Here is a 15,088-nt window from a genome sequence, read left to right as displayed (position 1 = left end):
CAGAGTACAATTTTACTGCTAGAATCTATAAATCAGTATAGGTAACAAAGAAAAGGAAAAGGGCAGCTGATTTCTTTTTATGAGTTATCAATCATGCTTATCTTCCAACTTTAAAGGAGTAAATAAAATGGCAATTACTAACCACAACGTCTTGAAGAAGATGTCCAATGAAATACAAGAAGCCATGCTTCAACATGGAAATGAACAAAAGGTTCGGGAACATGTTCGATCAGTGAAATTGCTTGCTGATTTGCTGCTTGATCAAGAATCGAATGGGGAGCAATCAGAATCATCTGTGCAAGAGCCGACCGTTGAAGAAATCCGTAAGATGATGGGGGCAGACAATTCACCATCTGAAAAACGGGAGCCGGAAACGAAGGCCGATCATGAAGAGGCGAACGGTTCTTCCATTTTTGATTTTTAAAGAAAGGGTGAAGTGTAATGAAAATATTTTTGATTTTAGCTGTGTTGAACGGTTTTCTATCTGTAGCCTTAGGGGCATTCGGAGCCCATGGACTTGAAGGCAAAGTTTCACAAAAGGGTCTTGAGCAATGGGGAAAAGCCGTCGATTATCAAATGTTCCATACGATGGCCTTGTTCGTTACAGCTTTATTGATGGGCAAAATCCAGACCGGTTTAATGACAGGTGCAGGCTGGTTTTTCTTGATTGGAATCCTCCTGTTTTCCGGAAGCCTTTATATTTATGCTCCTACAGGGATCAAGACGTTCGCCATGATCACCCCTTTAGGTGGGTTGTCATTTTTGATCGGCTGGATCTTGCTTGGGTATGCTGTCATCAAACATATTTAAAAGTAGAGGATTGTCGTAAAAAACAAAATGATGACAGCGCGCAGCAGTTGGATAATTCCATTAACCTTCTGCTGCATTTTTATTTCTAACAATGCTTCAAATGCGAAGCTGGCTGCCAATACATAAAACATGAGCAGGATAATCCATTGATGTTCCAGTTGAAACAGTCCGAAGATGGCTAAAAGGACAGCCAGTAACAGGGTGCCTAACTGAGCTTTTTGGTAGTTCTCATAAGGTGGTCGCATCGGTTCACCCTTTTCTTTTAATAGTGAAAAACTCGCTACCGAAATAGCGAGTTTGTTTCATGATCCTCAAGGGCGGGATTGCGCCCCCCCTGGGTTAGCGCCATTGTACGGATAGCTGTAATTGATCTCCTCATCGAAGGTGATGTAATCAAGATAAACCATTAACAGTAAATAGCGTTTTCCAGTTTGCGGATCACTCAAAATGATATGGTCTCTTCCTGCTGCTTCTATAATCCCTTTGAAAACCTTCGCATTCCACTGATCATTATTTTCAAATGTCATATATACAGTGGCAGGCTTACCTGCATTCAATCTCAGGATGTTTTCAATGTACGATTGTTCAGAAGGAAGCATATTTGGCGGGTTGACGCTGCCACTGGATTGACCTTGTGTCATTTGTGGAAACTGCATACCGCCTTGTTGGGGCTGACCCTGGTTCGCCATCGGTCCAGTAGGATATTGATACATATACGGATTCTGTTGTCCGTAATACGGGGAAGGCATTTGGCCATACATCGGCTGGCCTTGGCCCTGACCTCCCATTTGAGGTTTCTGCTGTGCCAATTGAATCACTCCTTATATAGGATTTAATAAACACGTGGGTAGTCAGAACGGTTGGGTGAGTCGTACTGGTGAAAATATCCTTTTGTGCAGCCTCAACCCCCCTGAACTATGGTAAACCCGTATAATATTGACACCAGTTAGGTCAATACGTCCACATGTACGTGGTTCACTCCCTTATTGCCGACCCTGAGCATGCTTGGCTTCTCTTCTCCTTCAGTTTTCTTGAGTCCCGTCAAGAGCTTCACTTCTGCTTCGGTGTAAGGAAAAACAACCTCGCTTGTATAAAAGGCATGATTGCATGTTCTTTAACACTATATGTTTACTTCCCGTACAGTTATGATTAAAAATATATACAAGAGTACATCAGAAAAAGAGCGGTCTCCAGAATGTCTGGTGACCGCTTTTCAGAAAAACAGCAACTCTGTTGTTTTTTAGTGGCATGATCTAAAAAATATTTTCACTAAAAAAGTATATGAATATCCTCCTTTACGGGATGAACAGATGCAAGGAGGATCCTAATATAAATTGACATAACACCCATTAGTGTTATAATTTAAATGAAACCAAATGGTGTTATTTTAGGGGGTAAAGTATGAGTCAAAATCAATCTGTATCAGAAATCAAAAAGCAGGTTACATTTAATGCCCCTGTGGAAAAAGTTTGGCAGGCAGTCTCTTCTTCAGAAAGAATTTCTGAATGGTTTATGCCCAATAACTTTCAAGCTGTCGAGGGGCATGAGTTTTATCTTGAGTCTCCCTTTGAAACGTCTGAATGCAAAGTCTTAACTGTCGACCCGCCAAAAGAACTTTCCTTTTCATGGGGAAACCAGGGGTGGGTGGTACATTTTCTGTTAGAAGATTTGGAGGGAAAGACAGAGTTTACTTTGATTCATTCTGGGTGGGGGCATCCAGAAGAGAAAATGCGTCCCACAGACAAGACACACCTGGATACACGCAATACGATGGACAGTGGATGGGATAGCCTCATTAAAGATAGATTACGTAAGGTTGTCGAGCAATAATGAGTGAAGCACCTAAACATGATGCATTTCAAGCTATTGCTGATTCATCACGAAGAGAAATGCTGAAGCTGCTGGCTGAACGGGACTCTTCCATAAAAGAAATCAGTGATCATTTTACAATTAGCAGAACAGCAATAGTAAAGCACCTAAAAGTTTTATCAGACGCAAGCCTGGTAAGTGACCGCAAATCTGGACGTGAAAAGATATACTCTCTGCAGCCTGCGCAATTATTAGAAGTGAAAGAATGGGTTTCCTACTTTGAGCAGTTCTGGGATAATAAGCTTTCAATGTTGAAGCATATGGTTGAGGAAGAGGATTAGATTATTTTAGATATTCCCAGACATAAAAAAAACAGCCGCTAAGGGTACTTAGCGGCTGTTTGAGTTTAAACATGTAAAAATTGTTCAATCGCAGATGGCTTAAGGATATTTCCGATGTAGAAAGAACCGAAATCACCATAGCGAGAAGTCACTTCATCAAAGCGCATTTCATAAACGAGCTTTTTGAACTGAAGGACATCATGTGCGAATAAGGTGACTCCCCATTCCCAATCATCAAAACCGATGGAACCTGTGATGATTTGACGAATCTTACCAGCATATTGCCGCCCGGTCATACCATGAGCATACATCAGTTTAGCCCGCTCATCTTTTTCAAGGACGTACCAGTTATCGTTGCCCTGCCGACGCTTGTCCATTGGGTAGAAACAAATATGATTCCACTTCGGAAGTGTCGGTTTTAAGCGTGCCTGAATTTCAGGGTCATCTTCATTCGTGTTGCCCATATAGTTTGAAAGCTCAACGACAGAAACGTAAGAATAAGAAGGAGTTGTAAACTCAGCTAATTTCGTCTTGTTAAATGCTGTTTCAATTTCATTCAATTCTTCCATTGTAGGACGAAGAATCATCATCATGAAGTCAGCCTTTTGACCGACAATAGTATATAAAGCATGACTGCCTTCTTTATTTTGTTCCGTTTCTTCCCATCGTCCAATTAACTGATGGAATTCATTAATGGCTTGTTCGCGGTCTTCGGTCGATGCATATTTCCAAGCCGTCCAATCGATGGTACGGAAATCATGCAAACAATACCAGCCGTCCATTGTAATAACTGCTTCTGGCATGGGATCGATCGCTCCTTTTATATTGAAGTGTTGGATAAGAAAACTTTCTACCTAAATATAACATAATTGAAGATATGGGGGTAATGAAGTGCGGAAAGGCGCTGGTAGTCCTGAAACGCATAAGCAAGGCATTGAAGTGAAGTGTTCCTTCTTCACGAAAATGAATGGCTTATGTCGCGAAGGACTGCGCCTAGGAGCCGGTCAAATGAAGTGCGGAAAGGCGCTGGTAGTCCTGAAACGCATAAGCAAGGCATTGGAGTGAAGTGTTCCTTCTTCACGAAAATGAATGGCTTAGCTTTCAAGGTAAGTAGTATTAACGTAGGGCAAATAGGGTAAAGTGAAAGTGAAATCGCTTCAATCATAAATTTTGATTCGAACTACTTTCATTTAAACACAAAACGTCTTATCATATATAACAGAAATGAAAAATGGAGGGTTAAACATGAGTAACCTATTTGATACTTTGAAATCAAAAATTGATGGAAAAGGCAAAAAAGTCGTATTTCCTGAAGCTTTAGATGAACGTATCCTTACAGCGGTAAGTCAACTTGGTGCAGAAGGTATGCTAACACCTGTACTAGTCGGAAATAAAGAAAAAATAGAACAGAAAGCAGCAGGATTGAAGGTCGACATCTCGGCATCAGAAATCCTTGATCCTGCAGATTATGCTGAATTCGATGATATGGTTGCAAGCTTTGTCGAACGACGTAAAGGAAAAGCAACAGAAGAAAAAGCCCGCGAAATCCTGCAAGAGGGTAACTATTTTGGTACCATGCTTGTTTATATGGGGAAAGCAGATGGACTTGTAAGTGGTGCGGTTCACTCTACAGCTGATACAGTACGTCCAGCACTGCAGATCATCAAAACGAAACCTGGCATCAAGAAAACATCTGGTGTATTCGTCATGGTTCGAGATGAAGAGAAGTATGTATTTGCGGACTGCGCGATCAACATTAATCCGGATAGTCAAGACCTTGCTGAGATTGCTCTTGCCAGTGCAGAAACCGCTCAGCTGTTTGATATCAATCCGAAAGTAGCGATGCTGAGCTTCTCAACAAAAGGCTCTGCTGAATCTCCAGAAACAGAAAAGGTGACAGGTGCTCTAGAAATCGCTAAAGAGCAAAACCCTGATCTATTGATTGATGGTGAATTCCAATTCGACGCAGCTTTTGTCCCTTCTGTAGCGGAGAAGAAAGCTCCGGATTCTCCATTGATAGGAGAAGCGAACACCTTTGTGTTCCCTAGTCTTGAAGCGGGAAACATCGGCTACAAAATTGCACAGCGACTAGGCAACTTTGATGCGGTAGGTCCGGTTTTGCAGGGTCTGAACCAGCCTGTGAACGATCTATCCCGCGGTTGTAATGCTGAGGATGTATATAAACTTGCCATTATAACAGCTGCTCAATCTGTATAAGAAAACTGCAATACCTTTACAGATCGATTGTGAAAGAGATACATGTAAAAAGCGCTCAGAAACCTCATTCCTCGAGGTTTTCGAGCGCTTTTTCATTTCGTTTAATCATTTGTTCAAATCGTTTGTTGAACCATTCAATTTCTTCTCCTTCAAGAGGCGCCGTCACAATCTGATCAGAAAGCTCATGGATTTTTATTAAAATCCGGTCACGTACTTCAGCGACGGTCAAATGGACCCCCAGCAATTCGTTCAGAGAGGCCATCACAGAAGGATCGATAGCAGGGTAGGTGAAACGTGTATCCTGCTCACGTTTTCCTATTTCATAGAATCGTTTTAAAAGGGCAGCCCGCTCACGACCACTTCCGCTCACATCCAAGTAAATCTGGACAGCAGAGCCGTTTTTCACTCTTCTTTGAGAAATACCTGCGAATTTGCGGCCATCTATACTCAAATCATAAGTGCCTGGGCAATACGACTGGGTGATTTCATATGCCTTTATCTGATCAGTCAAATCTTCAAATAAATATTGGATGAAAGTGACCATCGCATCATATCCATCATGAATGTTCACTTGTTTAGAGTCAGGGAAGATGAAGGATAAGTTCAGGACGCCTTCATCTAACACGACAGCTAAACCTCCTGAGTTCCGTACGATGACTTCATATCCTTGAGTCTTCAAAAAATTGATGCCGTCCTGGATATAAGGAAGTCTTGCGTCAGGTATGCCGAGCACAATTGTATTATGGTGCACCCATAATCTAGCGGTTGTCGGGCTCATGCGCTCACCGACAGAAATAGACAAGGCATCATCCATGGCGAAAGACTGCAACGCGGAGAAAGCAGGTCCGAGGTTGCTTTGATCGATGAAGCGATAGGTCTGGGGTTTTAATAAATCATGAATTGTACTCATAGTTTCCTTTTCTCCTTTTTTACATTCAGCACACTTCATTATATCAAAAGTTGTCTGTTGCATGAATGTCTGATCGTCTGTAAAATCTTCTAGTAGAATAATAATTCGAATAAACACATTTAGAAAAGCTTATAGACAGGCACTAGATGGATGATTTGTCATTTATTGTCTGTCAACATGTTTTTTTGTCACCATTTAAGGTATATAATAGATGAAAATGTCGTGTAGAAAGGACAAACTGATGGCCTATCGTGATGAGAAGTTAAGTGAAGAAAAGGTTTTTAAAGACCCCGTGCATCGTTATGTCCATGTGCGTGAACGGGTGATCTGGGATTTGATTGGCACATCTGAATTTCAGAGATTACGCCGTATTAAACAGCTGGGGACCTCTTATTTGACGTTCCACGGTGCTGAACACAGCCGGTTCAACCACTCACTGGGTGTTTATGAGATTGTCAGAAGAATCATCGAAAATTTCAATGATCGACCAAATTGGGACAATGAAGAACGACTTCTCTGTCTTTGTGCGGCCTTGTTACACGATCTTGGACATGGTCCTTTTTCCCATTCATTTGAAAAAGTATTTAAACTGGACCATGAGGATTTCACCCAGGCGATTTTACTCGGTGACACAGAAGTGAACCACATTTTGAGCCAAGTAGAAAAAGGGTTTCCGAAGAAAGTAGCAGATGTGATCAACAAGACGTATGAAAATAAGCTTGTCGTCAGTCTGATCTCCAGTCAGATAGATGCCGACAGAATGGATTATCTTCAACGGGATGCTTATTTCACCGGGGTCAGTTATGGTCATTTCGATATGGAACGGATTCTTCGCGTCATGCGTCCGATGGAAGACCAGGTCGTCGTGAAAGAAAGTGGCATGCACGCAGTTGAAGACTACATCATGAGCCGTTACCAAATGTATTGGCAGGTCTATTTCCACCCGGTGACCCGCAGTGCAGAAGTGATTTTATCGAAGATCCTTCACCGTGCAAAAGAACTTTATGAAAATGGATATGCCTTCAAGTTGAAACCCACCCACTTTTTATCCTTCTTCGCCGGAGAACCTACGTTGAAGGAATATTTGGCTTTAGATGAATCTGTCACTCTTTATTACTTCCAAATGTGGATGGAAGAAGATGACCCGGTATTGAGTGATCTTTGTCACCGGTTTGTGAATAGACGCTTATTCAAATACATCGAATTCAATCCGAACTCACAGATGAACGAATGGATGGAATTGTACAAACTTTTCCAAAAAGCAGGTTTGAATCCGGACTATTACCTCGTCGTAGATTCCAGTTCGGACCTTCCTTATGATTTTTACCGTCCCGGGGAAGAGGGAGAACGGTTACCGATTCATTTACTTCAACCAAACCAGGAGTTGAAAGAACTTTCAAGGCTTTCGGATATTGTCGAGTCCATCTCAGGAAAGAAACGAACAGATCACAAGCTTTATCTCCCGCTCGATCGTTTAGAAGAGATGTCAAGCAGAAGTAAGACGAAGAAGCGTATTATGGAAATTTTGTATGGATAAGGAGTGAGCCTCCATGTTGGAAAATCATGCGAAGCTGATGCAGTTTTTCTCAAGCACAGAGGAAGTTGTGGGGCGAAAGAAACTACAGAAGATGATTTACATACTGAAGAAGTGTGAAATCCCTTTTGAAGAACGTTATCAATTTCATTTTTATGGACCCTATTCGGAAGAGTTGACATTGAGGGTTGAAGAAATGTGCAATTTGGGATTTGTCCTGGAAACAAAAGAAGAGAAGAAGAGCTATTATCAATATCGTTATCAATTGACTGATAGTGGGCGAGAGTTCCTTAATCACTACGAAATGGACCTCCCGCCGCTGAACAAGCATATCGATGAGATGAACGGACGCAGCTCTCGTTTCCTTGAATTAGTCTCCACGATATTGTTTTTTGAAGATTTACCGAGAGAAGAAATTTCTGAAAAAGTACTCACTGTTAAAAGTGCCCAAAATTATACAGACGAAGATATTGAAGGTGGATGGGAATTTATTGAAAAATTACGATCCATTCATTAATATTAGAATGAAGGTGTGCTTAAACTGTACACCTCTTTTTTTGCTTCGCAATATCTGATAATTCAAAAAATAGCAGGAAGAAAAAGCAGGGGATACGGGGGAGTTGAAAGATGAAGTCAGGGAAGTTCATTGCTTATTATTTGCTGGGTTTAGTGGGGATTTTGTTAATCAGTACATCACCTGCCTTATTCAGGCAGGGAGCTTTTATGAATGTTGGGAATTACATACAAGAACTTAGAGGACTATTCAGCATTCTTCTGGAGCCATCAGAGTGGAATTACATATACAAAGGGGATACTGTACCTTTAATTGAACATTTATGGGAGCCTTATCAATATTCCATGACGATTTTCTTCGGTGGAATTCTCCTTGGTTTCCTTATTGCTTTCTTAGGGGCTTTTGGTACACTATTTCTCCCTAAGTGGGCAAAAGTCATTGTACATCGCGGGTTAGGTGTGTTGGAAGCTATCCCTGATTTATTGCTGGCTTTTTCATTACAGCTTTTTATCGTCTGGTTTTATCGTCAAACCGAAATTCTGTTGATGCCTTTTACAACATTAGGCCAAGAGAAAGTGTATGCATTGCCGATTGTAGCTATAGCTGTTTTACCTATGGTGATGATGTATAAAATCATCCTTATGCTTATGGAAGAAGAGATGACCAAACCCTACGTACAGATGGCGAAAGGGAAAGGGCTTGAGAAAGCGTTCATCTTGTCTGTACACGTGGTGAGAAATATTATCAAGAGTGCCTTTTACCACTCTAAAATCATCATTTGGGGGGCTTTGTCCAGTCTGTTGATCATTGAGTATATTTTTAATATGAATGGGATTACAACAGCGTTTATGGATGATTTCCGGCCGATGGTTTCATCTGTGATTTTATTCCTTGTGTTCACTCCGTTTTACATTCTTTATCAGGGGACAGAGTTATTTTTATTCAAAGATCATAAAGCGGTAGAAGAAGCGAATATCCAAATGAATAGTTTTATCGGATCGTTGTCTGTAAAACGCAGTGGCGGAGAGTGGTTGAAGTCGGCGGTAAGAGAATTCGGAGTCCATTTCAGGAACATCAAATTCCTGACCGGTTTCATCATCATAGCTGGGACAGTGATTGTCAGTGTAGTTTACTCGATGACTGCGGATCCCTTGATCGATCAGTATTTTCAAATCTATGATGAGAATGACCGCCTCGTCAGCGCTTCACCTCATACACCGGAATTTGTCTTTTTAGGAACAGATGCTCTAGGGTACAGTGTCTTCGACCAACTTCTTGCGGGGGCGAAATACACGATTCTGTTTGCTTTGATCATTGCTTTTCTTCGTCTGACTGTCGGCTTTGCCCTTGCTATTCCATACACATTCTTTTTACCTGGAAAAGTCCAGCGAGTATTTGAAAAGCTTGTAGATGGGATGCATTTTCTACCTTTGACGATTATTGCTTACTTGTTACTGAGGCCTGTACTTTGGATGCCGCAAGGAGGATTTACAACAACTGAAACCGAAAGGATACTCTATCAGGGGATCATTTTGACCATTTTGGCCGTTCCGTTAGTCGTAACCTTATTCGGGAATGAAATGAAGCTGATTATGAAAGAAGAGTATGTGACGAGCACGAAGGTCTTAGGAGGAAGTTCCGTTCATCTGCTATGGAAGCACCTCTTGCCACACTTGAGTCCCCGCATGGGGATTGTCTTCGGGCAACAATTTATTCAGACGCTGCTTATTTTCATTCACTTGGGTGTGTTCGAAATTTATTTTGGTGGTACCAAAGTCAGTTATGATCCGTTAATGGGAGATCCGCCTTTGAGTACGACCTACGAATGGTCTGGTTTGATTGGTGCAGCTAAAAATTCACTTATGACAGGGCGTTGGTGGTTGATTATCCCTGCACTTCTCAGCTTTGTTATCATCATTGTATCGATGCAGCTGATCATCCAGGGCATCAAGGAAATACAACAGAAAAGGGTAGGGGTAGTTGTAGAGAAATCGAATGGGCTCAAAAGGTTATTTTCCCGACGTACAGAAAACAAGGCCTCTGCTCGTGATACACATGAAGATCGTTTTGTATTCCTGCAAAAAGTATCAGGTGATTCATACCGGGAAAGGGATAAGAGATGACTTTTAAGGAGATTGAACAAACGTTTGATCAAGTGTTGGCAGAAACGATAGGTGATTGAGAGAGCTTTCTCTAAAACTTCCCCGGCTTTGTATGTTAAAATGGGACAAAATAATAGGTGGAAAGAAGAGGAGGATCACTTCATTATGAAGGAATTTGATCAGTTCAAAAGCAAAGGTGAAGGAAATGATAAAAAGAAAAACCAATTCACCATCATCAAAGATGACTCTACAGACGGCCATGGCGGCTATGGCGTAGGATCGATCAGTCTTGAAAATATGACCCCTGTCATCGTTGATCCGAATGAGGAGGAAGCCTACGTTGACATGGGTGCATTACACGCCCGTAGTAAAGTAGAGAAGCGGATCAAGTTCATTACAGATCGTGACGTAGTGAAAAATGGACTCTTGTATTGGATCGTCTGGGTCACCGTCGATTATCAGGAAGGCAGACCTTGTTATCATGGGGTAGCAGCAAGTGAAATTGTGGTTGACCGTGCCATCAAGCGGGGTTACAAGTTGATGCCTGAACATGTAAACCATATGGATAAATCCTTGAAGGGCCATTTCGTATTGGATCACCTTGATGACAAATCCAAAGGGATTCTCGCAGATTATTTACGCGACTTCAAGCCGGATCTATGGGAAAATACAAGACAAGAATTGAAAGATTCTTTAGCCGCAGAATAATGTGAAGAGACTCCCTGAATACGGGTGGACACTGAAAAAACTTCCCAACCCAGAGGAGTTTTTTAAAGTTTGTTGTCGCTTCTCACGGATCGCTTGTCGGTGAATGTTTGCCGCGGGCACGGCTTCAGCTAACTTGGTCAAGAGGATTGCTTGACCAAGCGGATTTTCGGCTCGCGCTGTTCCCACAGGCGTCACCACCGAAAGCTCGTGGAATCGACAGAGGCCCATCTAAAAAGAGTGATTTTCTTGTCCATTAAAAGAAGCCGAGTTGAACGATAAAACCGTCCAGCTCGGCTTCTTTATTTGATGCATAACTCAAAACGTTGCAGTTCTTCAGTAGCCTTTGAATAAGGGGGCTCTTTTTTGGTGCGGGAAATTATAAATGACCAGCCTGCGAATATTTATTGCTGTAAATAAGTGATAATTGCCGTAAATAAGTGAAAATAAAAATCATGAGTTAAACCTGAGTATTATCAACGTTTGAGACATCATTCCTGAAACTCCCAGTTTACGCCCTTCAGTTTTATGATATTATAAGAACAAACGTTCGTATTATAGGAGGGGCAATATGGATAATCGAAATCGCGATCGGGGAACGATCAAGTGGACATCGCTTATGTTACCGGAACATGTGGAGATGGTGAAACAACTTTGGAAAGAGGACCAGCGCGTAGAAAAAGGAATCATCGATGAACAGAAGGCCGTCGAAATTGATTTTTTAATGCAAAGAGCCTTGAAGGATGATCTGACAGTCAAAATGAGGATTTACAACGGGTTCGAGTATGAAGATGTGTTAGTGAAACTGGAGCGTGTGAATAAGGTGGATCGAATTGTTTCGGGAGTGAATTGGAAGACGAAAGAAAATATTCGTTTAGCTCTTGATGACATTGCAGATCTTTCCATTTTGTAATGGAATCAACTTTGTTCACAAAATGTTCATGAAAAATTCATGGAATCGGGACGGCGAATCTTGACGAATGAGCAGCCGTGGTAATATATTAAGTAACACATGGGTTATACATGTATTACTAGGACAAAGAAAGCGACCGGTTATGCCGGTCGCTTTCTTTGTCTTTTTTTAATCTACTTCAAATGTTTGCTTATCAGAAGAACCAGTCGACGACATCTTTAAACCATGGATCGTTCTTGAATTCATCTTCCAAGTCCTTGCTCTCGTCTCCGCCACAAACTTCCTCAGGTATAACAGATTTTTCCATATAAACCAAGCGCTCTTGCGGGCAGTTGGGTCCTGAGAGAGCTCCAGTTTCTGGGTCAATATAGACACCTTTGACCCCTGGGGGTGGAATGAATGCGGCTGTTGGGAGGGACTCGTGAACGGCTTCCATCGTATCGGCCCAAATGGCTTTCGCATAGCGATGATCATTGAACCCCTCTAATGAGTGGCCACCTTTATCATAGCCCACCCATACTCCAGAGGAATATTGTGGACTGAAACCGATCATCCAGCTATCTGTGTCGGTTGTTCCTGATTTCCCTCCATACATCCGTGTGAGCTTTCCTTTAATTGGTGATCCTGTCACGGAAGCATATTCAGCATCAAGCGACGAATCGAACATTCCAGTCATCATATGAGTGACGGTAAAGGCTCGTTCCGGATCGATCGAGTCATCATTGTTGTAAACCGGTTGATATTCGTAAAGCACATTATCATGACGGTCAGTAATCTTACTTATGGTGTGCCCTTCTAATGATTCTGAACCTTTGATCATTTTTCCATAGGCGCTCATCATGTCATAGAGAGAGATGGAAGAGTAGCCTAAGGCAAGGGAAGCACGTGGCTTCAAGTCTTCTTCAATACCGAAAGTCTGAAGAGTGTCTACAAGCTTCTCTGGTCCGATATCCAGGTGTGTGGATACTGCGTAAATGTTATCGGAGACCGCAAGTGCCTGAGCCATGGTCACCGGTTTTTCTGCGTACTGGTCGTTGAAATTAGACGGTTCATATGGCTCTGGTGAGCCTTCAATATCAAATTCAGTCTGTTTACTTTCGATCATCGTCACAGGAGAATAGCCTTCTGCTAATGCCGCATAGTAGAGGAATGGCTTAATGGTCGATCCGATCGCCCTTTTTGCTTGAGTAGCTCTGTTGAAAGGACTTTCCTCGTAATTTTTACCTCCGATTAAGGCTGTGATTGCCCCTGTATGGCTGTTCATGACAGCCGCTGCCACCTGGATTTCATCATCGTCAGGAATGTTTCTTTTTGCTTTATCCTCTAAAATTTGCTGGTGTTCTTCCACCAGGGTTGTTTGAATATGGTACCCACCTGTTTCAACACTCTCCCTGTCCACTCCTAAAAGCTCTGCCGCTTCCTCCACTACTTGATCTTGAAAATATGGAGCGGTATCTTTATTGTCTGATTCTTGAGTTGTAGAATAAACCAGACTTGCTTCCACCGCTTCTCTTTTCTCAGAAGAACTGATGTAGCCGTTGCGTTCCATTTCTGCTAGAATCTGCTGCTGTCTCGTTTCAGCATTTTCTTCATTCGTCAAAGGAGAATAGTAACTGGGGCCTTTGGGTACACCAGCGAGCATAGCCGCTTCGGTCAAAGTGAGATCTCCAGCGTTCTTGTTGAAGTAATGACGGCTGGCTGCTTCTATCCCGTAAGCTCCATGACCGTAATAGATGGTGTTCAAATACCCTTCCAAAATCTCATCCTTGTTGTAGAAAATCTCTAAACGTATAGCATATAAAGCTTCATGAATTTTTCGTGTCCACGTTTTGTCGTGAGAAAGGTAAAGGTTTCGTGCATACTGCTGAGTGATCGTGCTTGCGCCCTCGGCCATGCGCATTTGTCGCAAGTCAGTCAGGGCAGCGGCAGCGATTCGTTTAAGATCGAAACCGAAGTGTTCATAAAAGCGCCGGTCTTCAATGGCTAAAGTAGCTTCTTTAATTGCTTCTGGCATATCTTCAATATCAATCCAATACCGCTCTTCTGCCCCGCGGTCCTCACCGATGATTTCGCCATTTTTACCGTAATAGACGGTATTCTGCTCAGTCATAAGAGAAGGAGGGCCTTGCGTGATGGCAAAAATAAGCACAACGATAGCGCCTATGAGGGCAGCAATCGCACTGAAAAAAGATAGTTTAATACCAAGCTTCATCCACCTGTATGAAAATCTGAGAAATGATAGCATTCTGTTTATACTCCCCACTGTTATGAATGTGTAAGTATTTGTTCAACTTTTATAAAGACTGCTATTATTATGGGAGAATAAGTAGTAAAATAAACTTCTTGTATGTTTTTTTATATTAAATGGAAAGATCCATAGATGAAAAAGGAGAATGTAACATGGGTACATGGTTTACCGAAAAACAAACCGATCATTTCGGGATTACAGCGAAAGTCAATCGTTCGCTCCATAGTGAGAAAACTGATTTTCAAGATTTGGAAATACTTGAAACAGAAGAATGGGGAAATATGCTTGTCTTAGATGACATGGTCATGACAACAGAGAGAGATGAGTTCGTTTATCACGAAATGCTCGCCCATGTTCCGTTATTCACTCATCCAAGTCCTAAGAAAGTATTAGTAGTCGGGGGCGGTGATGGTGGAGTCATCCGGGAAGTATTGAAACACTCCAGCGTCGAGAAAGCGGTACTCGTGGAAATTGATGGGAAAGTCATTGAATACTCAAAGAAATATTTGCCGAACATCGCTGGTGCACTAGATGATGAGCGTGTGGAAGTGAAAGTGACGGATGGATTTATGCACATTGCAAAAAGTGAACGTGAATACGATGTCATCATGGTTGATTCTACCGAACCTGTTGGACCAGCAGTGAGCCTTTTTTCAAGAGGTTTTTATGAGGGGATTTCAAAAGCGTTGAAAGAGGATGGGATCTTTGTAGCGCAAACGGATAACCCGTGGTTCAAAGCGGATTTAATGAAACAGGTCCATGCTGATGTCAAAGAGACCTTCCCCATTACGAAAGTGTACACCGCGAACATCCCGACTTATCCAAGCGGGCTGTGGACGTTCACAATGGGAAGCAACATCTATCACCCACTGCAAGTTTCGGACGAGCGTTTCTTCGATATCGATACGAAATACTATACAGAAGAGATTCATAAAGCTTGTTTTGCCTTGCCGAAGTTCGTAAAAGATCTGACAAAGGAGTGATG

The 15,088-nt window shown here is 42.1% G+C and carries 17 protein-coding genes; 11 read left to right on the top strand and 6 right to left on the bottom strand.

The features are described from left to right. Positions 1 to 127: 127 nt before the first annotated feature. Both ACTWPX_RS00750 and ACTWPX_RS00745 read left to right on the top strand, forming a co-directional pair. Positions 128 to 424, top strand: a complete 297-nt coding sequence (locus ACTWPX_RS00750) for a YwdI family protein (protein ID WP_443118077.1) — start codon at positions 128 to 130, stop codon at positions 422 to 424. Positions 425 to 441: 17 nt separating this feature from the next. Next, positions 442 to 810, top strand: a complete 369-nt coding sequence (locus ACTWPX_RS00745) for a DUF423 domain-containing protein (protein WP_443118076.1) — start codon at positions 442 to 444, stop codon at positions 808 to 810. Here the strand turns inward: ACTWPX_RS00745 and ACTWPX_RS00740 are convergent. Continuing rightward, entirely contained in the window at positions 807 to 1,055 is a 249-nt protein-coding gene (locus tag ACTWPX_RS00740; RefSeq protein WP_443118075.1) for a hypothetical protein, read from the bottom strand. The genes ACTWPX_RS00745 and ACTWPX_RS00740 overlap by 4 nt on opposite strands. Positions 1,056 to 1,121: 66 nt before the next feature. Next, entirely contained in the window at positions 1,122 to 1,619 is a 498-nt protein-coding gene (gene gerQ, locus ACTWPX_RS00735; protein WP_443118074.1) for a spore coat protein GerQ, read from the bottom strand. Positions 1,620 to 2,211: 592 nt separating this feature from the next. On the opposite strand from gerQ, the gene ACTWPX_RS00730 reads away from it, so the two are divergent. Further along, entirely contained in the window at positions 2,212 to 2,640 is a 429-nt protein-coding gene (locus ACTWPX_RS00730) for an SRPBCC family protein (RefSeq protein WP_443118073.1), read from the top strand. Next, complete coding sequence (locus ACTWPX_RS00725; protein WP_443118483.1) at positions 2,637 to 2,960, top strand: ArsR/SmtB family transcription factor; 324 nt, start codon at positions 2,637 to 2,639, stop codon at positions 2,958 to 2,960. The genes ACTWPX_RS00730 and ACTWPX_RS00725 overlap by 4 nt, the downstream gene beginning before the upstream one ends. Positions 2,961 to 3,025: 65 nt before the next feature. Here ACTWPX_RS00725 and hemQ read toward each other — a convergent pair whose 3' ends face one another. Next, positions 3,026 to 3,763 carry a hydrogen peroxide-dependent heme synthase gene (hemQ, locus tag ACTWPX_RS00720; RefSeq protein WP_128525536.1) on the bottom strand — a complete coding sequence of 246 codons (738 nt, stop codon included), beginning with the start codon at positions 3,761 to 3,763 and terminating at the stop codon, positions 3,026 to 3,028. Positions 3,764 to 4,205: 442 nt separating this feature from the next. On the opposite strand from hemQ, the gene pta reads away from it, so the two are divergent. Next, positions 4,206 to 5,177: a phosphate acetyltransferase gene (gene pta / locus ACTWPX_RS00715; protein WP_443118072.1), complete on the top strand. Its 972-nt coding sequence runs from the start codon at positions 4,206 to 4,208 to the stop codon at positions 5,175 to 5,177. Between the two features lie 64 nt (positions 5,178 to 5,241). Here pta and ACTWPX_RS00710 read toward each other — a convergent pair whose 3' ends face one another. Beyond that, entirely contained in the window at positions 5,242 to 6,087 is an 846-nt protein-coding gene (locus ACTWPX_RS00710) for a lipoate--protein ligase family protein (protein ID WP_443118071.1), read from the bottom strand. A 241-nt stretch (positions 6,088 to 6,328) separates the two neighbouring features. Between ACTWPX_RS00710 and ACTWPX_RS00705 the strand changes: the two genes are divergently transcribed. From ACTWPX_RS00705 to ACTWPX_RS00690, 4 genes are all read left to right on the top strand, one after another. Then, positions 6,329 to 7,624 carry an HD domain-containing protein gene (locus tag ACTWPX_RS00705; protein ID WP_443118070.1) on the top strand — a complete coding sequence of 432 codons (1,296 nt, stop codon included), beginning with the start codon at positions 6,329 to 6,331 and terminating at the stop codon, positions 7,622 to 7,624. A gap of 13 nt (positions 7,625 to 7,637) precedes the next feature. Beyond that, complete coding sequence (locus ACTWPX_RS00700; RefSeq protein ID WP_443118069.1) at positions 7,638 to 8,138, top strand: YwgA family protein; 501 nt, start codon at positions 7,638 to 7,640, stop codon at positions 8,136 to 8,138. Between the two features lie 110 nt (positions 8,139 to 8,248). Continuing rightward, positions 8,249 to 10,258 carry an ABC transporter permease subunit gene (locus tag ACTWPX_RS00695; RefSeq protein ID WP_443118068.1) on the top strand — a complete coding sequence of 670 codons (2,010 nt, stop codon included), beginning with the start codon at positions 8,249 to 8,251 and terminating at the stop codon, positions 10,256 to 10,258. Positions 10,259 to 10,402: 144 nt separating this feature from the next. Then, positions 10,403 to 10,945 (top strand): YwhD family protein, encoded by a 543-nt coding sequence (locus ACTWPX_RS00690; RefSeq protein ID WP_443118067.1) that lies wholly within the window; start codon positions 10,403 to 10,405, stop codon positions 10,943 to 10,945. Here ACTWPX_RS00690 and ACTWPX_RS00685 read toward each other — a convergent pair. Continuing rightward, on the bottom strand, positions 10,931 to 11,143 hold the full coding sequence (locus ACTWPX_RS00685; RefSeq protein ID WP_443118066.1) for a hypothetical protein: 213 nt from the start codon (positions 11,141 to 11,143) through the stop codon (positions 10,931 to 10,933). The genes ACTWPX_RS00690 and ACTWPX_RS00685 overlap by 15 nt on opposite strands. Before the next feature lie 370 nt (positions 11,144 to 11,513). Here ACTWPX_RS00685 and ACTWPX_RS00680 point away from each other — a divergent pair, with 370 nt between their 5' ends. Further along, positions 11,514 to 11,855 (top strand): YolD-like family protein, encoded by a 342-nt coding sequence (locus tag ACTWPX_RS00680; RefSeq protein ID WP_443118065.1) that lies wholly within the window; start codon positions 11,514 to 11,516, stop codon positions 11,853 to 11,855. A gap of 193 nt (positions 11,856 to 12,048) precedes the next feature. On the opposite strand, the gene ACTWPX_RS00675 is transcribed toward ACTWPX_RS00680, so the two are convergent. Beyond that, complete coding sequence (locus tag ACTWPX_RS00675) at positions 12,049 to 14,067, bottom strand: transglycosylase domain-containing protein (protein WP_443118064.1); 2,019 nt, start codon at positions 14,065 to 14,067, stop codon at positions 12,049 to 12,051. 188 nt (positions 14,068 to 14,255) lie between these two features. Here ACTWPX_RS00675 and speE point away from each other — a divergent pair, with 188 nt between their 5' ends. Further along, a complete protein-coding gene (speE, locus tag ACTWPX_RS00670) occupies positions 14,256 to 15,086 on the top strand; it encodes a spermidine synthase (protein WP_443118063.1) in 831 nt (276 codons plus the stop codon). Positions 15,087 to 15,088: the final 2 nt, after the last annotated feature.

It is taken from the genome of Halobacillus sp. H74 (assembly GCF_052246715.1).
GTDB classification, from domain to species: Bacteria; Bacillota; Bacilli; order Bacillales; family Halobacillaceae; genus Halobacillus; species Halobacillus litoralis_A.
The sequence above is the reverse complement of the archived record's forward strand: the minus strand, read 5'-3'. Positions and strand labels throughout refer to the sequence as shown.